Source organism: Nitratireductor indicus C115 (genome assembly GCF_000300515.1).
In the GTDB taxonomy this organism is placed as follows: Bacteria; Pseudomonadota; Alphaproteobacteria; order Rhizobiales; family Rhizobiaceae; genus Nitratireductor; species Nitratireductor indicus.
Window position 1 is genome coordinate 92,805 of sequence record NZ_AMSI01000011.1, and the last position, 15,847, is coordinate 108,651.

Below are 15,847 nucleotides of genomic sequence, written 5' to 3' on the forward strand. Positions count from 1 at the left end.
CACGAAAGTGAAGGCGGCCGGAAACGCAAAAGGCTGGCCCGGTATTCATGCCGGGCCAGCCTTTCATTCGATGCATATAATAAAGTGCCAGCAATAAAGCGCTGACAGCGGTGCCTCAGCTCTTTTTCCGCGCACGCCCCGCATAGGGGTTGTCGGACGTGCGCAGCGCAACGCGGATCGGCACGCCGAACAGATTGAAGGTCTCGCGCAGGCCGTTCACCAGATATCGCACATAGGATTGCGGCATCGCGTCGGGCCGCGAGCACGAAACGACGAAGCCCGGAGGCCGCGTCTTGATCTGGGTGATGTATTTCACCTTCAGACGGCGGCCAGCAACGGCGGGCGGCGGGTGCTGCGCCGTTGCGCCTTCCAGCCAGCGATTGAGACGTCCGGTGGAAACGCGGCTGTTCCAGGTGCGGTGCGTCTTTTCAACGGCCTCCAGCAACTTGTCGAGGCCGCGCCCCGTTTCGGCGGAAATGGGAACGGCCTGGAGGCCACGCACCTGCGGCAACAGCCGTTCGGTCTTTTCGCGCAGCTCGGCAAGCATTTCCTGCCGATCCTCGATCAGGTCCCATTTGTTGAAGGCGATCACGGGCGCCCTGCCCTCGCGGATCACCAGATCGGCAATCTGCAGGTCCTGTTTCTCGAAAGGTATGGTGGCGTCAAAAACGATGATGACCACTTCCGCAAAGCGGGCCGCACGGATGCCATCTGCGACCGACAGTTTTTCCAGCTTCGCCTGCACGCGCGCCTTTCGGCGCAGGCCCGCCGTGTCGAACAGCTTGATCTTGCGGCCGCGCCATTCCCAGTCGACGGAAATCGAATCGCGCGTAATGCCGGCCTCCGGCCCCGTCAGCATGCGATCCTGGCCGATCAGCGCATTGATCAGTGTGGATTTTCCGACATTTGGCCGGCCCATTACCGCAATTCGCAGCGGCTTGGTCGCGTCGTAGGGGGCTTCCTCCGCTTCCGGGTCCACATCCTCGCCGACGGCGATCTCCTCTCCGGGCATGGCGACCGGTTCGGTTTCCTCAGCCAGCGCCACGTCCTCACCAAGGGCTTCGACAATGGCGTCACGCAGATCGGACATTCCCAGGCCGTGTTCGGCAGAGATGGCGACCGGATCACCGAGCCCCAGGCCCCAGGCGTCGATCACGCCGGCAGCGGCCGCGTTGACATCCGTCTTGTTGGCGACGAGCACCACAGGTTTTCCCTTGCGGCGCAGAAGATCGGCAAAGGTCGAATCGTCCGGCATGACGCCGGCACGCGCATCGATGACGAAAAGCGCAATGTCGGCTTCATCGATGGCGATCTCGGTCTGGGCGCGCATGCGCCCCTCGAGTGTGGGAGCGGCTGCACTTTCAAGGCCAGCCGTATCGATGACTTCGAAACGGAGGTCCTGAAGTTTGGCGGGGTGGGAACGGCGGTCGCGCGTCACCCCAGGCGTATCGTCGACGATCGCCAGACGACGGCCGGCAAGCCGGTTGAAGAGCGTGGACTTGCCGACGTTCGGCCGGCCGATGATTGCGAGCTTGAAGGCCATGGGGCTTTGCTCGCTAACTGGCCGGGCCCGAACCCGCGATCAGCTCCGACATGATCTCGGCGCGCTGGCGCGTGTTGCGCGGGGCGGCGGCATCGCCGGCGATTTGCTCGAAAAGCTTCAGCGCGTCCTCACGCTTGCCTTCCTTCCAGGCCGAGAGCGCAAGAGCTTCACGTGCGGTGTGCCGCAGGGCGTTTCCGTCGGAGGTCAGGGTCTCGACGCGGGCGGAGACATCCGCATAGGAACCGTGATCCACGAGAAGGAGACCGGCGCGAAGACGTGCTACGTCCGCGACCACATCGGACGTGGAACGGTCGGCCGCGATGGCGTCGAACGCCTTTACGGCTTCATCGACCTCGCCCTTGGCAGCCAGAACCGTTGCCGCGCGCATGCGAGCCAAAAGCGGATAGGCGCCGTGGCCCGTCTTTTCCAGCTCATCGAAAGCGGCAAGCGCCTGATCATTCTCGCCTTGGCGGGCAAGCTGGAGGGCCTGCGAGAACGCGTCGCCGGAAGCGTTGGCGCGTGAGGTCGTCCAGCGCTCATAGCCGACATAGCCGGCTGTCGCCACAACGAGCAGCACCGCAGCGCCGATTGCGAGCGGGCCAAAACGGCGCCAGATCGACTTGAGCTGATCCTGGCGCAGCTCCTCATTGACCTCGCGAATGAAACTGTCGTCGGACATGTGCGAACCGTGTCTGGCGGGAAAATCCCGCGTGGGTTTGTGTTCCGCGCTTTTTAGACGAAATTCGCCTTCATGGAAGGGGGCGGGAACATTTCGAGGGCATTCTGTTCATTTCAGGCCTTTTCAAGGCATGGGAATTGCCCAAGAAGGCAATTCCCAAAGGCGGCCACATTTCATCGCTAGCCTTCCCGGCATTGAAATGCACCCTCCTGGATCAGGTTATGACGAGATTTCTTCGCGTCGGCATTCTGGCGCTCGCTCCCCTTGTGTTTTCATTCGCAAGCACAGCAACCTCATTTGCGAATAACATCGCGCAGGAAAACAAAAGCGCCGCCACACCGCAATATGTCATTATTTCCTTCGATGGTGCACAGCATATCGCGCAATGGCAGCGCAGCCGCGCACTGGGACGGGAGATCAACGCGCATTTCAGCTATTTCCTCTCCTGCGTCTATCTGCTGACGCCGGAAACGCGCTTCACCTACAAGGCTCCCGGCTTCGGCAAGCCGCGCTCGAATGTCGGATATGCGCAATCGCGCGACGAGGTGGCCGGCCGGCTCGATCAGATTTGGCAGGCCCATCTGGAAGGACACGACATCAGCAGCCATGGCTGCGGTCACTTCGACGGCAAGGGCTGGAGCCTGAGCGACTGGAACAGCGAGTTCGAACAATTCACCGATATCGTTGGCGGAGCCTGGAAGAGAAACGGCATCGAGGGGGAGCCGGCCGGCTGGCAGGATTTCGTCCACGATGAAATCCGTGGCTTTCGCGCCCCCTACCTCTCGACCAACAATGCACTTTACAAGGCGCTCGCGGGGCAAGGCTTCCTTTATGATGCCAGCGGTGTTTCGAAAGGCCCGGTCCTGCCGAAGGCACGCGGCGGCGTGGAGCGCTTTTCGCTGCCGCTCATCCCCGAGGGTCCCAACGAGCGCAATGTGATCGCCATGGACTACAATCTTTATGTGCGCCATTCGGGCGGCAAGGAACGCCCCGAAAAGGCTTCGGTCTATGAGGAGCGCGCTTATGAGGCCTTTCTGGCCAGTTTCGACAAGCAATATCGCGGGCAGCGCATACCCGTGCAGCTGGGGTTCCACTTCACCCTGATGAATGGCGGCGCCTATTGGAACGCGCTGGAGCGTTTCGCCCGAGAGGTGTGTTCGAAGAACGACGTGCGTTGCGTCAGCTATCGGGATTATCTTGCCGCACAGGCCGGCGATGAACGCGCCCGGCCGAAGGCTGAGGGCGGTGGAACCTGAAGCCCAATCAGAAAAGCCCCGATGCGAAGCACCGGGGCTTTTCTTATGTGCGATCAGAAGGCGATGCTATCCCTCAGTCGGAGGAGCCATCGATCGCCTTGTACTCGAAACGCAACGCCTTGAACGTGGCGTAGAGCATCAGCACCATCAGGATCGCGAACGGGAACCCAGTTGCGATCGCGCCGGCCTGCAGGGCAGCGAGGCCGCCGCCCAAAAGCAGCACGATGGCGACCAGACCTTCGAACAGGGCCCAGAAGACACGCTGAGCGACCGGAGCGTCGATCTTGCCTCCGGCGGTGATGGTGTCGATCACCAGGGATCCCGAATCCGACGAGGTGACGAAGAACACGATCACCAGAATGATGCCGATCAAAGAGCTGACGCCGGCCAGCGGCAGGTCGGCGAGCATCGCGAAAAGCGAAAGCTCGGGAACATAGTCCACCACCGTCTGCTGCACGCCGTTGTAACCCTCATTGAGGAACTGGCTCAGTGCGGTGCCGCCGAATGTCGTCATCCACAGAATGGAAACGATTGTTGGAATGATGAGCACGCAGATGATGAACTCGCGCACCGTGCGCCCCTTGGAAACGCGGGCAATGAACATGCCCACGAAAGGCGACCAGGAAATCCACCATGCCCAATAGAAGGTGGTCCAGCCGTGCATGAAGTCGGTGTCCTCGCGACCCACCCAGTTCGACAGTTCAGGAAGCTCCTTCACATAGAACCAGGCGTTGGAGAAAAAGCCCGAGATAATCTCCATGGTCGGCCCGAATGCGATCACGAACAGGAGCAACGCCAGGGCCAGCACCATGTTGATCTCCGACAGGCGCTTGACGCCGGCATCGAGGCCAGCCACCACGGAAGTCAACGCGACGCCGGTTATGCAGACGATCAGGATGACCTTCATCATGTCCGTGTTTGGAACGCCATAAAGCTCATTCAGACCGGCAAGGGCCTGCGAGGCGCCGAAACCCAGCGACGTGGCGAGGCCGAACAATGTTGCAAGGACGGCCATGATATCGACCACATGACCGATCCAGCCGCGAATCCTTTCACCGAAGATCGGATAGAACACCGAGCGAATGGAGAGCGGCAGGCCCTTGTTGTAGGCGGCAAGCGAAAGCGAAAGCGCAAGCACCGCATAGATCGCCCAGGGGTGAAGTCCCCAATGGAAGATGGTGGCGGCCATGCCCATTTCACGCGCGGCAACAGCTGCGCCTTCCACCAGCTGACCGTCGGCCAGAGGCGCCTCCAGACCGAGTGGCGGATTGTTGAAATGGTACATCGGCTCAAGAACGCCGAAGAACATCAGGCCAATTCCCATACCGGCCGCAAACAGCATGGCGAACCATCCGGAATAGGAATACTCGGCAACGGCATCCTTGCCGCCAAGCCTGACCTTGCCCAGCGGAGACAGGGCCACCGCAAGACAGAACAATACAAAGAGATTGGCCGACAGCATGAAGACCCAATCGAAGGTCGAGGTCAGCCAGGTCCGCAGCCCGCCAAGGCCTGCGGCAGCCGTCTCGCTGAAAATCAGCGCGAAGACGACGAATGCGATGATGAGCACCGCGGAGACGAAGAATACAGGGTTGTGAACATCAAGGCCCAGCACGCGGACATTGTCCTGACCTGCTTCTAGCCCGTGATCCTCCTCAAAGGTTGTTTCAGACATTTGTCACTCCATTCTGTCCGATGGCTGGAGGCAAACGACTTTCAAAGCCGCCCGCCGCCGGAACATTCCTCCACGCGGAAAATCATGCCCAAACGCCCAAGGGCGCATGGTCCAAAAGACGATTCCGAAGATGTGGATTGGCTTCAAACTTCAACAAATGAGCGCAGATTGGAACCCCAAAGGGGCAAAAAACTGCCCAAAACCTGCCGCATTTGAGCTTAGACGCCTTATTTTCCATGGCTTTCAGCAATGCTGGGAGAAACGCCAAAACTTGCTTGCAATGTCGAAACTTCGAGACAAACTGCTTTTGAAAAATTCCGAATTTGGCCTGATTTATTGCCTAGGTTGGTTCACGGATAGGGACAAAACATGCGAGCCGCAGATGGAACCAAATCATCGTCTGCGGCTTTATGAGTGGAAGGTTATGTGGAGAGGACCCATGAATAAGAGTATTTTTCTCGTACCGGCACTGCTTCTTTCGGTTGCCGCATGCACCCCGACCGAACAGGGTGCAGCCTTTGGCGGTGCCAGCGGTGCAGCCATCGGTGCACTCGCCTCCGGCAACAAGGTCGAAGGCGCAATCATCGGTGGCGCGATCGGTACGGTTGCCGGCGCACTGGTGGGCCGCGCCTCGGAGAACAGCAACCGCTGTATCTACCGCGACCAGTACGGCCGCCGTTACGAGGCATCGTGCCCGCGCGGCTACTGATCAAAGGCGCATAACCCGCCTTTCTTGGCGAGTGACAGAAAGGCCGGAAGGTGCAAACCTTCCGGCCTTTTCCATGCGTTTTTTTAGAGCATTTATGCAGACGTCAGGTGGAATCACCTGACGTCTGCATAAATGCGGAAAAACAAAGAGATAGATCGGTTCAAGGTTTCCGTCGAACGGTGAATCGATCTAAGGGCCGATGACGGGGATATCCAAAGGGTAAGCCATGTATAATTGACTTTTGTCAATCGACATGAATAATGTCGAAAGGAGGGGCGGCATGGCTTATCGTCCGACGGACCAGATCATACACAAGGCCGCGTGGCTTTATTATACCCATGGCCTGCGCCAGGACGAGGTGGCGCAGCGTCTGAATATTTCACGCGCCTCCGTCGCGCTCTATCTGCGCAAGGCCCGCGAGGCCGGGATCGTCAACATTTCCACGTCGACGCATCTGTTCAGCGACGACCGCCTCGCACGGCAGGTCGAGGATGCTTTCGGGCTTGAAACCGTATGGCTTACCGGCGACGAAGGCCTTTCCTCCAATCCGGCTGCCGAGATCCCCATGCTCGCGGCCAATGTCTTTCTCGAAATGGTGCAGAATGGCGACCGGGTCTGCGTTGCCTGGGGCCGTACGGTCTATCAGATCGCCGATGCGATGAACCACGCCGACCGGGAAGACGTGACCGTGGTTGAAATGTGCGGCAATCTGGGCTCGCCCTATTCCTACCGGCCCGACCAGTGCACGATGGAAATCGCACGCCGGCTGAACGCCAAGGGTCTGAACTTTTATGCGCCGCTCGTACTGAGCAGCCGTGCGCTTGCAGAAGCCTTGCGTGCGGAACCGGTCATCCGTGAACAGCTCGACGGGATCAGCGCCTGCGACCTCGCCCTCTTCACCGTCGGCACGCTCGACAGCGACAGCCATGTCATCAAATGCGGGGCGCTCGGCCTCGATGAACTGGCGCAACTGAAGGCGATGGGCGCGACGGGCGTGATCGCCGGACAGATCATTACAGCCGATGGCACGCTGCTCGACTGCGATTACAACAAGCGCATGATCTCTGCGGATTTCGATGCCATCCGCGCCATCCCGAAGCGGCTTATGGTGGTGCAGGAAGATGAAAAGCTCGAACCGTTGCGTGCGGCCATCTCAGGCCGGTTCTTCACGCATCTGGTGACGACCTCCACCATGGCGGCCGGGCTCCTTGCAAGCCATGCCGCCGCCAAACCCACGCCGGCCTGAGCGCCGCCGAAACCCCGAACACCAAAGTCCGAGACAAACAGGAAGACAATGCAGAACCTCTGGAACGACAGCGAAGCCGAAAAGCTGGTTGCCGATTACGCGAAAAAGGGCGTTGCCCGCGACCTGGCCCTGCGGGTCTATACGACGCGCCTGTTGGGCGGCGAGCCCCGCCTCGTGCTGCATGGCGGCGGCAACACCTCGCTCAAATCCACGGCCACCGATATTCTGGGCCGCGAATATGACGTGCTTTGCGTGAAGGGCAGCGGCTGGGACATGGGCGTCATCGAGCCTGCCGGCCTGCCGGCGGTGAAAATGGACGCGCTTCTGGCCGCCCGCAAGCTGGACACGCTGGGCGACGAGGACATGGTTGCCATGCAGCGCGCCAATCTGATCGACCCCGGTTCGCCCAATCCGTCCATCGAAACGCTGCTCCACGCCTTCCTGCCGCACAAATTCGTCGACCACACCCATTCCACCGCGATCCTGGCTCTGGTCGACCAGGAAAACTCCGAGGAACTCTGCCAGAAGGCATTCGGCAAGCGCCTGGGTTTCGTGCCCTATATCAAGCCGGGCTTCGACCTCGCCAAGGCCGCCGCCGATGTCTATGACGCCGACCCGTCCGTCGAAGGCCTGATCCTCGACAAGCACGGCATCTTCACTTTCGCCGAGGATGCAAAAACCGCCTACAGCCTGATGATCGAATTCGTCACCATGGCGGAGGATTATGTGGCGAAGAACGGCAAGACACCGTTCAAACCGGTCACGCTACCCAAGGAACTGGCGACGCCCGCCGAGATCATGCCCTATCTGCGCGGCGCCATCGCCATCGATGAAGGTGACGGTAAGTTCGGGCGCATGGTCTGCGATTTCCGCACCTCGCCGAAGATTCTCGACTACGTCAATGCCGACAGCGCCGAGGAACTGGCAAAGCGCGGCGTTTCCACGCCCGACCTTTCCATCCGCATCAAGACAGGCCCCATGGTCCTGCCCGCGCCGGAAGCCGGCAAGCTCGATGAATACGGCAAGGTCATCCGCGAGAAGGTCGCGGAGTTCTCAGACCGCTACAAGGCGTATTTCGACACCAACAATGCGGCGGACGATGTGGAGCGCACCATGCTCGACACCATGCCGCGCCTGACGCTGGTCCGCGGCCTCGGACTGATCGGCCATGGCCGCAGCCTGAAGGAAGCCAGGATCGCCGCGGATGTCGGCGAGATGCTGGTGGAGGCAGTAACCGGTGCGGAAGCCATCGGTTCGTTCCATCCTCTTGCTCTGTCCGATCTGTTCGAGCTCGAATACTGGTCGCTGGAACAGGCCAAGCTTGCCTCCAACAAGCCGAAGCCCCTGTCGGGCCAGGTCACGGTCGTGACGGGGGGCGCCGGTGCCATCGGTGCTGCAACGGCAAAGTTGTTCGCTTCGCAGGGAGCCCATGTGGTCGTGCTCGACCTCGACGAAGAAAAGGCCAAGGCCGTGGCGAAGGCCGCAGGCAACGCCTCCATCGGCGTGGGCACCGACGTGACGGATCCGGCATCCGTACTCGCCGCCTTCGACAAGGCGCGCGACGTGTTCGGCGGCGTCGACATCGTGGTTTCCAATGCGGGTGCCGCCTGGGAAGGCAGGATCGGCGAACTGGACGACGCCATGCTGCGCAAGAGCTTCGAACTCAACTTCTTTGCCCACCAGAGCGTTGCGCAAAATGCGGTCCGGCTCTTCAAGCAGCAGGGAACCGGCGGCGTTCTGCTCTTCAATGCGTCCAAGCAGGCAGTCAATCCGGGAGCGAATTTCGGGGCCTATGGCCTGCCCAAGGCGGCAACGCTGTTCCTGTCGCGGCAATATGCGCTCGATTACGGCGCCATGGGCATACGCTCCAATGCGGTGAATGCCGACCGCATCCGTTCGGGCCTCCTGACGGACGACATGATCGCCAGCCGCTCGAAGGCGCGCGGTCTTTCGGAGAAGGATTATATGGGCGGTAATCTGCTGGGCCTCGAAGTGCGAGCCGAAGATGTCGCTCAAGCCTTCCTGCATCATGCGCTCGCCGAGCGCACCACGGCCGATGTGACGACCGTCGACGGCGGCAATATCGCCGCTGCGCTGCGCTAGGCGCTGGAAGCCTTCCTCCGTGGTTTGCGTTCGACAAGCTCATCACGGGGCAGGCTCACCATAAGGGGTGCTGCGCGATGCAGTGGCGAAGCGCACCCTGCACCTTAGTCCCATCCACAAAAAAGGGCGGCCCGGAGCCGCCCTTTTCATGTCGATCGCGCCACGCCTCAGTCGCGCGGGGGAAGCGGCATCCAGGCAGGAACCGCCACATCCGCATGGGCGAACTGCGGCAGCTTCTGCGCCAGTTCTTCCATGTTCTTGATGTCTCCATCGTTCAGCGCCTTCTGGGTAATCAGCGTCGGCGGAACGATGACGCTCTTGCCCGGCTCCTCGCCGGCCAGAAGCATTGCCAGCGCACGCACAGAAACCTCGCCGACGACAGCCGGATTGGTCGCCGCCGTCGCGACCCAGGCGCTGCCCGGCTCGCGCATGGCCGAAATATCGGCGGTCGAAACGTCGGCCGAGTAAATCTTGATGCTGTCGGAAAGACCCGCCTCGTCGACAGCGATCTTCACACCCTTGGCGAATTCGTCATAGGGGGCGAACATCACCTGGATGTCGGGATTGGCAGTCACCACGGAACGGGCCTGGTTGGCGACGGAATTGGCAATCGGGTTGTCGAGCGTGCCGAACTGCGCCGCTTCCTCGATGCCCGGATACTTCTCCTTGAACTGGCGCCAGGTCTCGTCGCGACGGTCGAGGGGCGCGATACCGGCCACATACACGTATCCGGCTTTCCAGCTTTCGCCATTGTCCTCAATCGCCTGCTCGAGCGCGAGGCGAGCGAGGTCGCGATCAGACTGCTCGATCTGCGGAACGGCATCGTTTTCCACATTGACGTCGAAGGCGACGACCTTGATGCCCGCATCCACCGCGCGCTGGGCCGCTTCCTTCATGGATTCGGTCAGGCCGTGCTGGATGATGATGCCGTCGACGCCGAGCGCGATGGCCTGATCGACCATGTCGGCCTGCAGGGCTGCGTCCTGACGGCTGTCGAGCACGCGCAGATTGACGCCAAGCGCCTTTGCCTGCGCCTCGACACCCGACAGATAGGCCTGGAAGAAATCGCCGGTGGACAGATAACGTACCAGGGCGATCTCGACCTCACCCGGATTGTCGAAAGGCGCGGGCTTGTCCTGCGCGCCGGCGGCGGCAGGCAAAAGCATGGTCGCGCCGGCGAGTGCGGCGGCCATCTTGCCCAGGAGTCTGCGTGAAATTTCCATACTCTCCTCCACTGTGTTTGCCGGATGCTGCAAGAGTGCGGGCCGCCCTTCCCGGACGCAGCGGCCTGCCCTGAAAGTTTCGGCGCGGATGCGCCTGTTCCCGTCCCTACCTGGCTTTCCTCCCAAGCAAGGCGAAGGTGAAAATCAGCGCGACGACAAGCACCGCGCCCTTGACGAAATCCTGTGTGTAATAAGGAACATTCATCATGGTGAGCCCCTGCAGGAGCACGCCGACGAACAGAGCACCGATGGCCGTTCCAAAAGCATTCGGCTTGGCTGCGCCCAGAACGGCGAAACCGATGAGGGCTGCCGCCACCGCATCCAGAAGCAGATTGTTGCCGGAAGCGATGTCGCCGCGCCCCAGACGCGCCGCCAGAAGAATGCCGCCGATGGACGCAAAAACGCCCGAAATCACATAAGCCCAGATGCGGTAGGCCTTGACCGGCGCACCGGCGAACTCGGCCGCGCGCTCGTTGGAGCCCACGGCATACATCATGCGGCCGAAACGCGTGTATTCGAGAAAGAACCAGATGACGATGGCGAGTACGATCAGCACCACCACGGAGGCAGGCACGAGATTGTCTATGAAGAGATCGAAGCGGTGCCGGCCCAGCGCCAGGAAGGCCTGGCTGAACTTGCCCTCGGCGGTGGAGCCGTCGGGCAGCGTCATGCCGGTGGCGATGGAACGGCCTTCCGTCGGAATACGCTGGAGGCCGATCAGCAGGAACATCATGCCAAGCGTGGCCAGAAGATCGGGCACGCGCATATAGCAGATGATCAGGCCGTTGATGAGACCGACCAGAGCGCCGATGGCGAGGCACACAAGGACCGCGACGAGCGCGTTCTGTTCCAGAACCACCATCACATAGGCAGCAGCCATCATCGAGCTGGTGGCGATAGACCCGATGGAGAGATCAAACCCGCCGACAACGAGCGTCGCCGTGACGCCGAGCGCCAGGATGCCGGTGATGGAGACGGACTGCAGGATGAACACCGCGGCCTGAGGCGAGGTGAAACCGCGTGTGGCCAGAGAGAAGAAGATGATGAGCCCAACGAGAAGTGTCAAGAATCCGTAACGGATGGCGATCTCGCGCACCGACAGGCCGGAATTGCCTGCCATCGAAGTCTTTTCCGCCATGCGGCTTTCCATTCCCTATAAGCTCCCTGCGGCTTCGCTGCGCTGGCCGGCAACCTCGGCCAGCAGGCGATCCATGTCCACGTCGGCGTTGCGATGCTCGCCGACAATCGTGTTTTCCGACATGACGAGAATACGGTCGGCCGTCTCCAGCGCCTCGTCCAGCTCGGTGAGAAAAACAAGCGTCGCCCGCGCGCCGGCACCTTCGCGCAGCTTGGCCGCGATGTCATGCCGGGCGGCAATGTCGACGCCCTGAAACGGTTCATCGAGAATGAGCAGGCGCGAGGACTGAGTGAGCCAGCGCGCCACTGTCACCTTCTGCTGATTGCCGCCCGAAAGCGTCGCGAGATCATCGCGTTCGGTACGGCAAACGACCTTGAGATCCGCAATCTGGTCGCGCGCCACCTGTCTCTCGCGGCCCCTCCGCGTCACACCCATGCGCGAGAAACGCGGCAGGAACGGGAGGCTCATATTCTCATAGATGTTGAATTCCGGGACGATGCCGGTGGAACCGCGGTCCTTTGCAACGAGAAAGACACCGTTGCGAATGGCATCGGCAGGTGTTGTCGGGCGGTAAGGCACGCCATCCAGCATCATGGAACCGGCCAGCGGCCGGTGAATGCCGAACAGGGTTTCGGCAAGTTGCGTCTTGCCGACGCCGACAAGCCCCGTGACCGCAACCACCTCGCCCGCACCAAGCTGCATCGAGAAGGGTCGCGCGGACGGTGCCATGCGCAGCCCCTCGGCGGAAAACACCGGCTCATGCGCGTCGCGCACATCGATGCTGTGGCGGCCGAGATTCTGGCCGAGCATCGCGTTGACGGCGCCTTCGTAATCGAGTGGCTTTTCGTCGAACTGGCCGACAATGGCTCCATCGCGCAGGCTGACGATGCGGTCCGCCAGCCGGCGGATATCCGACATGCGATGCGATATATAGAGAATGGCGACGCCGCGTGCGCGCAGACGCTCGATCAATGCGAAAAGCCGCTCCGCCTCGTTGCTCGACAGCGAGGAGGTGGGCTCGTCCAGGATCATCACTTGCGGCTCGTGCGCCATCGCACGCGCGATGGCCACCATCTGCCGGTCGGCCAGGGAAAGATCGGTGACTTCCGCGCCGAGGTCGATGCCAAGCCCCATCCGCTCGGCCACCTCACGCGCCTCGCGGCGGATGCGGCGCGGATTGAAGAACAGCCCCCTGCCCGCTCCATTCAGCCGGTCGAGCACGAGGTTTGTTGCCACGTCCAGCGTGCCGACGACACCGTCATTGATGTTCTGGTGAACCGTGACGACACCGGCATGCATGGCCTCAGCGGGTGTTGTGGGGGAGAATGGCTTGTCGCCCAGCATCATCATGCCGCGATCCGCCTTGTGGACCCCGCTCATGATCTTCACGAGTGTGGACTTGCCCGCGCCATTGGCACCCATCAGGACGGTAACCTCACCGGCGCGCAAATCCAACCCGACACCGCGCAGAACGGCGTTCGGCCCAAAGGCCTTGGTCAAGCCAGCTATGCGAAAAACGGCTGTATCGCCCATGCTCTCCTCCCAGGGTGACGCTAGCAGGTAACAAGCATTTGTCAACATGATTGACAAATGACAGAGCCTTGGTAGCGTGGCGACGGAATTGATGGCATCAAGGTTTCGCGACCTGCAATGCCTGCGTGCGCCCTTCCCCTTGCCTTTTCTGCTTGTGAGGACAGGGCCAGCACGCGGATCAGAGCAGGCGCCATATGTCACGCGTCCAGGCGCGAAAGGGAGGAAACAGAAACAATGAAAGAAAACGCCTTCGAGGCCCTGACCGTGGAGACGCTGCCGGGACGACTGGGACCGGTCGCGGCCATCGCGGAGCGCATCGGCGCCGACAGCAATCTGTGGAAGGTGCGCGAGGTGGGCGACGGCAACCTCAATCTCGTCTTCATCGTGGAGGGGGAGAAGGGAACCGTCATCGTGAAGCAGGCGCTGCCTTATGTGCGGCTTGTCGGCGACAGCTGGCCCCTGCCCCTGAAACGCTCCTTCTTCGAATATCACGCCCTCAGCCGCCAGGCGGAACGCGCGCCTGGCACGGTGCCGGCAATCCATCATTTCGACGAGGCCCAGGCGCTGATCGTCATGGAGTTCCTGTCGCCGCACATCATCCTGCGCCGCGCCCTGATCGAGGGCCGCAGGCTGCCGAAGATCGCGCGCGATCTCGGCCTGTTCATGGCGCACACGCTGTTCCGCGGCTCCGATCTCTCCATGAAGGCCTCCGAGCGCAAGGCCGATCTGGCGCTGTTCGCTGACAATGTGGAGCTTTGCGACATCACGGAAAGCCTTGTCTTCACCGATCCCTATTTCGAAGCGCCGATGAACCGTCACACGCCGGGCCTCGAAGCGCTCGTGAAGGAATTGCGCGCCGACCGCGACCTCAAGGTGGAAGCGCAGCGCATGAAGCACCAATTCGCAACGCGCGCCGAAACGCTGGTGCATGGCGATCTCCATTCCGGCTCCGTGATGGTGACGGACACCGAGACCCGCGTTATCGACCCCGAGTTCGCCTTCTACGGCCCCATGGCCTTCGATGTCGGCATGCTGCTTGCGAACTACTGGATGTCCTTCTTCTCGCAGCGCGGGCACGAAAGCGCGGGAAGCCGCGAGGAGATGCGCGCCTATCTGCTTGGGGTCATAGACGAGACGTGGAACACCTTCCGCAACGAATTCGCCAGGTTGTGGCACACCGAGCGCAAGGGCATGCTCTATGACGCAGCACTTTATGAAGCGCGGAACGACGGCCTAGCCTCGGAGCAGGCGCTCAACCATGTGATCCACGACATCTGGACGGACATGCTGGGCTTTGCCGGCGTGGAGATGCACAGACGCATACTGGGCCTCGCCCACAATGCCGATTTCGAAGACATCGCGGACGAGGCGCAGCGCGCCTCCTGCGAGGCGGCTGCGCTGAAATTCGGCCGCCATATCATCGTCAACCGCAACAAGATCCAGTCGCTCGCCGAACTCGACATGCTGGCGCAGGCGCTGGACCAGGGGAAACTGTCATGAAGGTCGCAGACAAACACTACCGCACCATCTGGTTGAACGAGGATGGGTGGTCGGTGGACCTGATCGACCAGCGCTGGCTGCCGCACGAACTGCGCGTGGAGACAGTGCGCAGCGTCGATGCCATCGCCACCGCCATTCGCGACATGTGGGTGCGCGGGGCGCCGCTGATCGGTGTGACGGCAGCCTATGGTGTCGCCATGCGCATGCGCGAGGACGCATCCGATGCAGCTCTCGATGCGGTCTGGGACGTGCTGCACGAGACGCGCCCCACCGCCATCAACCTGCGCTGGGCGCTCGATGCGATGCGCCGCCATCTGCGCAAGCTGCCCGAAGCCGAGCGCGCCGAGGCCGCCTACAAGCGGGCCGCGGAAATCGCCGACGAGGATGTCGAGCTCAACCGCAATATCGGCCGGCACGGGCTGGAGATCATTCGCAAGATCGCGGCCGGCAAGAAACCGGGTGAGCCGGTCAACATCCTGACCCACTGCAATGCCGGCTGGCTTGCCACAGTCGACTACGGCACGGCCACCTCGCCTATCTATCTTGCCATGGAGGAAGGCATTTCCGTTCACGTCTATGTGGACGAAACGCGGCCGCGCAACCAGGGTGCCCAGCTTACCGCCTGGGAGATGGCCGGCCATGGGGTGCCGCACACGCTGGTGGTGGACAACGCCGGCGGGCACCTGATGCAGCACGGCATGGTGGACATGGTGATCGTCGGCACCGACCGCACCACCGCCGAGGGCGACGTCTGCAACAAGATCGGCACCTATCTCAAGGCGCTTGCGGCGCGGGACAATGGCGTGCCGTTCTACGTCGCGCTTCCCTCCCCGACCATCGACTGGACGGTGCGCGACGGCGTGAAGGAAATCCCCATCGAGGAGCGCTCGGGCGATGAGGTCTCGCTCGTCTGGGGCAAGGACGAGACGGGCGCGGTACGCCAGGTGCGCATCTCGCCGGAGGCGACACCCGCCGGCAACCCCGCCTTCGACGTGACGCCGGCGCGGCTCGTAACGGGCCTCATCACCGAGCGCGGCGTGGCGGATGCTTCCGCCGAGGGCTTGCGGGCGCTCTTTCCCGAGCACGCCGGGGCGGATGCCGCCTGACAGTTTGAAGGCGCTTCAGGAAGGGGCTGGAAGGCGCTGTTTCTGAATCGCTTTCGAGGGCTGGGAGTGGCCTCTGGAAACGCCCCACCCTCGCCCTTCGACAAGCTCAGGATGAGGGTGGAGGCTTACGTCGGCG

General features: G+C 61.8%; 12 protein-coding genes. 6 read left to right on the top strand and 6 right to left on the bottom strand.

The annotated features are described in order from the left end of the window. Window positions 1–115: 115 nt before the first annotated feature. Window positions 116–1,543: a ribosome biogenesis GTPase Der gene (der, locus tag NA8A_RS16120; RefSeq protein WP_009451410.1), complete on the bottom strand. Its 1,428-nt coding sequence runs from the start codon at window positions 1,541–1,543 to the stop codon at window positions 116–118. Between the two features lie 13 nt (window positions 1,544–1,556). After that, window positions 1,557–2,222: a tetratricopeptide repeat protein gene (locus NA8A_RS16125; RefSeq protein ID WP_009451411.1), complete on the bottom strand. Its 666-nt coding sequence runs from the start codon at window positions 2,220–2,222 to the stop codon at window positions 1,557–1,559. A 221-nt stretch (window positions 2,223–2,443) separates the two neighbouring features. Here NA8A_RS16125 and NA8A_RS16130 point away from each other — a divergent pair, with 221 nt between their 5' ends. Continuing rightward, complete coding sequence (locus tag NA8A_RS16130) at window positions 2,444–3,478, top strand: polysaccharide deacetylase family protein (protein ID WP_009451412.1); 1,035 nt, start codon at window positions 2,444–2,446, stop codon at window positions 3,476–3,478. Between the two features lie 73 nt (window positions 3,479–3,551). On the opposite strand, the gene NA8A_RS16135 is transcribed toward NA8A_RS16130, so the two are convergent. Then, a complete protein-coding gene (locus NA8A_RS16135) occupies window positions 3,552–5,153 on the bottom strand; it encodes a BCCT family transporter (protein ID WP_009451414.1) in 1,602 nt (533 codons plus the stop codon). 439 nt (window positions 5,154–5,592) lie between these two features. Here NA8A_RS16135 and NA8A_RS16140 point away from each other — a divergent pair, with 439 nt between their 5' ends. The 3 genes from NA8A_RS16140 (at window position 5,593) to NA8A_RS16150 (ending at window position 9,211) form a co-directional block, all read left to right on the top strand. Next, window positions 5,593–5,862 (top strand): YMGG-like glycine zipper-containing protein, encoded by a 270-nt coding sequence (locus NA8A_RS16140; RefSeq protein WP_009451415.1) that lies wholly within the window; start codon window positions 5,593–5,595, stop codon window positions 5,860–5,862. Between the two features lie 280 nt (window positions 5,863–6,142). Beyond that, entirely contained in the window at window positions 6,143–7,108 is a 966-nt protein-coding gene (locus NA8A_RS16145) for a sugar-binding transcriptional regulator (RefSeq protein ID WP_009451416.1), read from the top strand. Between the two features lie 48 nt (window positions 7,109–7,156). Continuing rightward, entirely contained in the window at window positions 7,157–9,211 is a 2,055-nt protein-coding gene (locus tag NA8A_RS16150; RefSeq protein ID WP_009451417.1) for a bifunctional aldolase/short-chain dehydrogenase, read from the top strand. A 167-nt stretch (window positions 9,212–9,378) separates the two neighbouring features. On the opposite strand, the gene NA8A_RS16155 is transcribed toward NA8A_RS16150, so the two are convergent. From NA8A_RS16155 to NA8A_RS16165, 3 genes are all read right to left on the bottom strand, one after another. Further along, window positions 9,379–10,434, bottom strand: coding sequence for a substrate-binding domain-containing protein (locus NA8A_RS16155; protein ID WP_009451418.1), 1,056 nt, complete (start codon window positions 10,432–10,434; stop codon window positions 9,379–9,381). 106 nt (window positions 10,435–10,540) lie between these two features. Beyond that, window positions 10,541–11,572, bottom strand: a complete 1,032-nt coding sequence (locus tag NA8A_RS16160) for an ABC transporter permease (RefSeq protein ID WP_375295365.1) — start codon at window positions 11,570–11,572, stop codon at window positions 10,541–10,543. Between the two features lie 15 nt (window positions 11,573–11,587). Then, window positions 11,588–13,105, bottom strand: a complete 1,518-nt coding sequence (locus NA8A_RS16165; protein ID WP_009451420.1) for a sugar ABC transporter ATP-binding protein — start codon at window positions 13,103–13,105, stop codon at window positions 11,588–11,590. A 234-nt stretch (window positions 13,106–13,339) separates the two neighbouring features. Between NA8A_RS16165 and mtnK the strand changes: the two genes are divergently transcribed. Both mtnK and mtnA read left to right on the top strand, forming a co-directional pair. After that, window positions 13,340–14,605, top strand: coding sequence for an S-methyl-5-thioribose kinase (gene mtnK / locus NA8A_RS16170; protein ID WP_009451421.1), 1,266 nt, complete (start codon window positions 13,340–13,342; stop codon window positions 14,603–14,605). Further along, window positions 14,602–15,711 carry an S-methyl-5-thioribose-1-phosphate isomerase gene (gene mtnA, locus NA8A_RS16175; RefSeq protein ID WP_009451422.1) on the top strand — a complete coding sequence of 370 codons (1,110 nt, stop codon included), beginning with the start codon at window positions 14,602–14,604 and terminating at the stop codon, window positions 15,709–15,711. Before mtnK ends, mtnA begins: the two co-directional genes overlap by 4 nt. Window positions 15,712–15,847 lie beyond the last annotated feature (136 nt).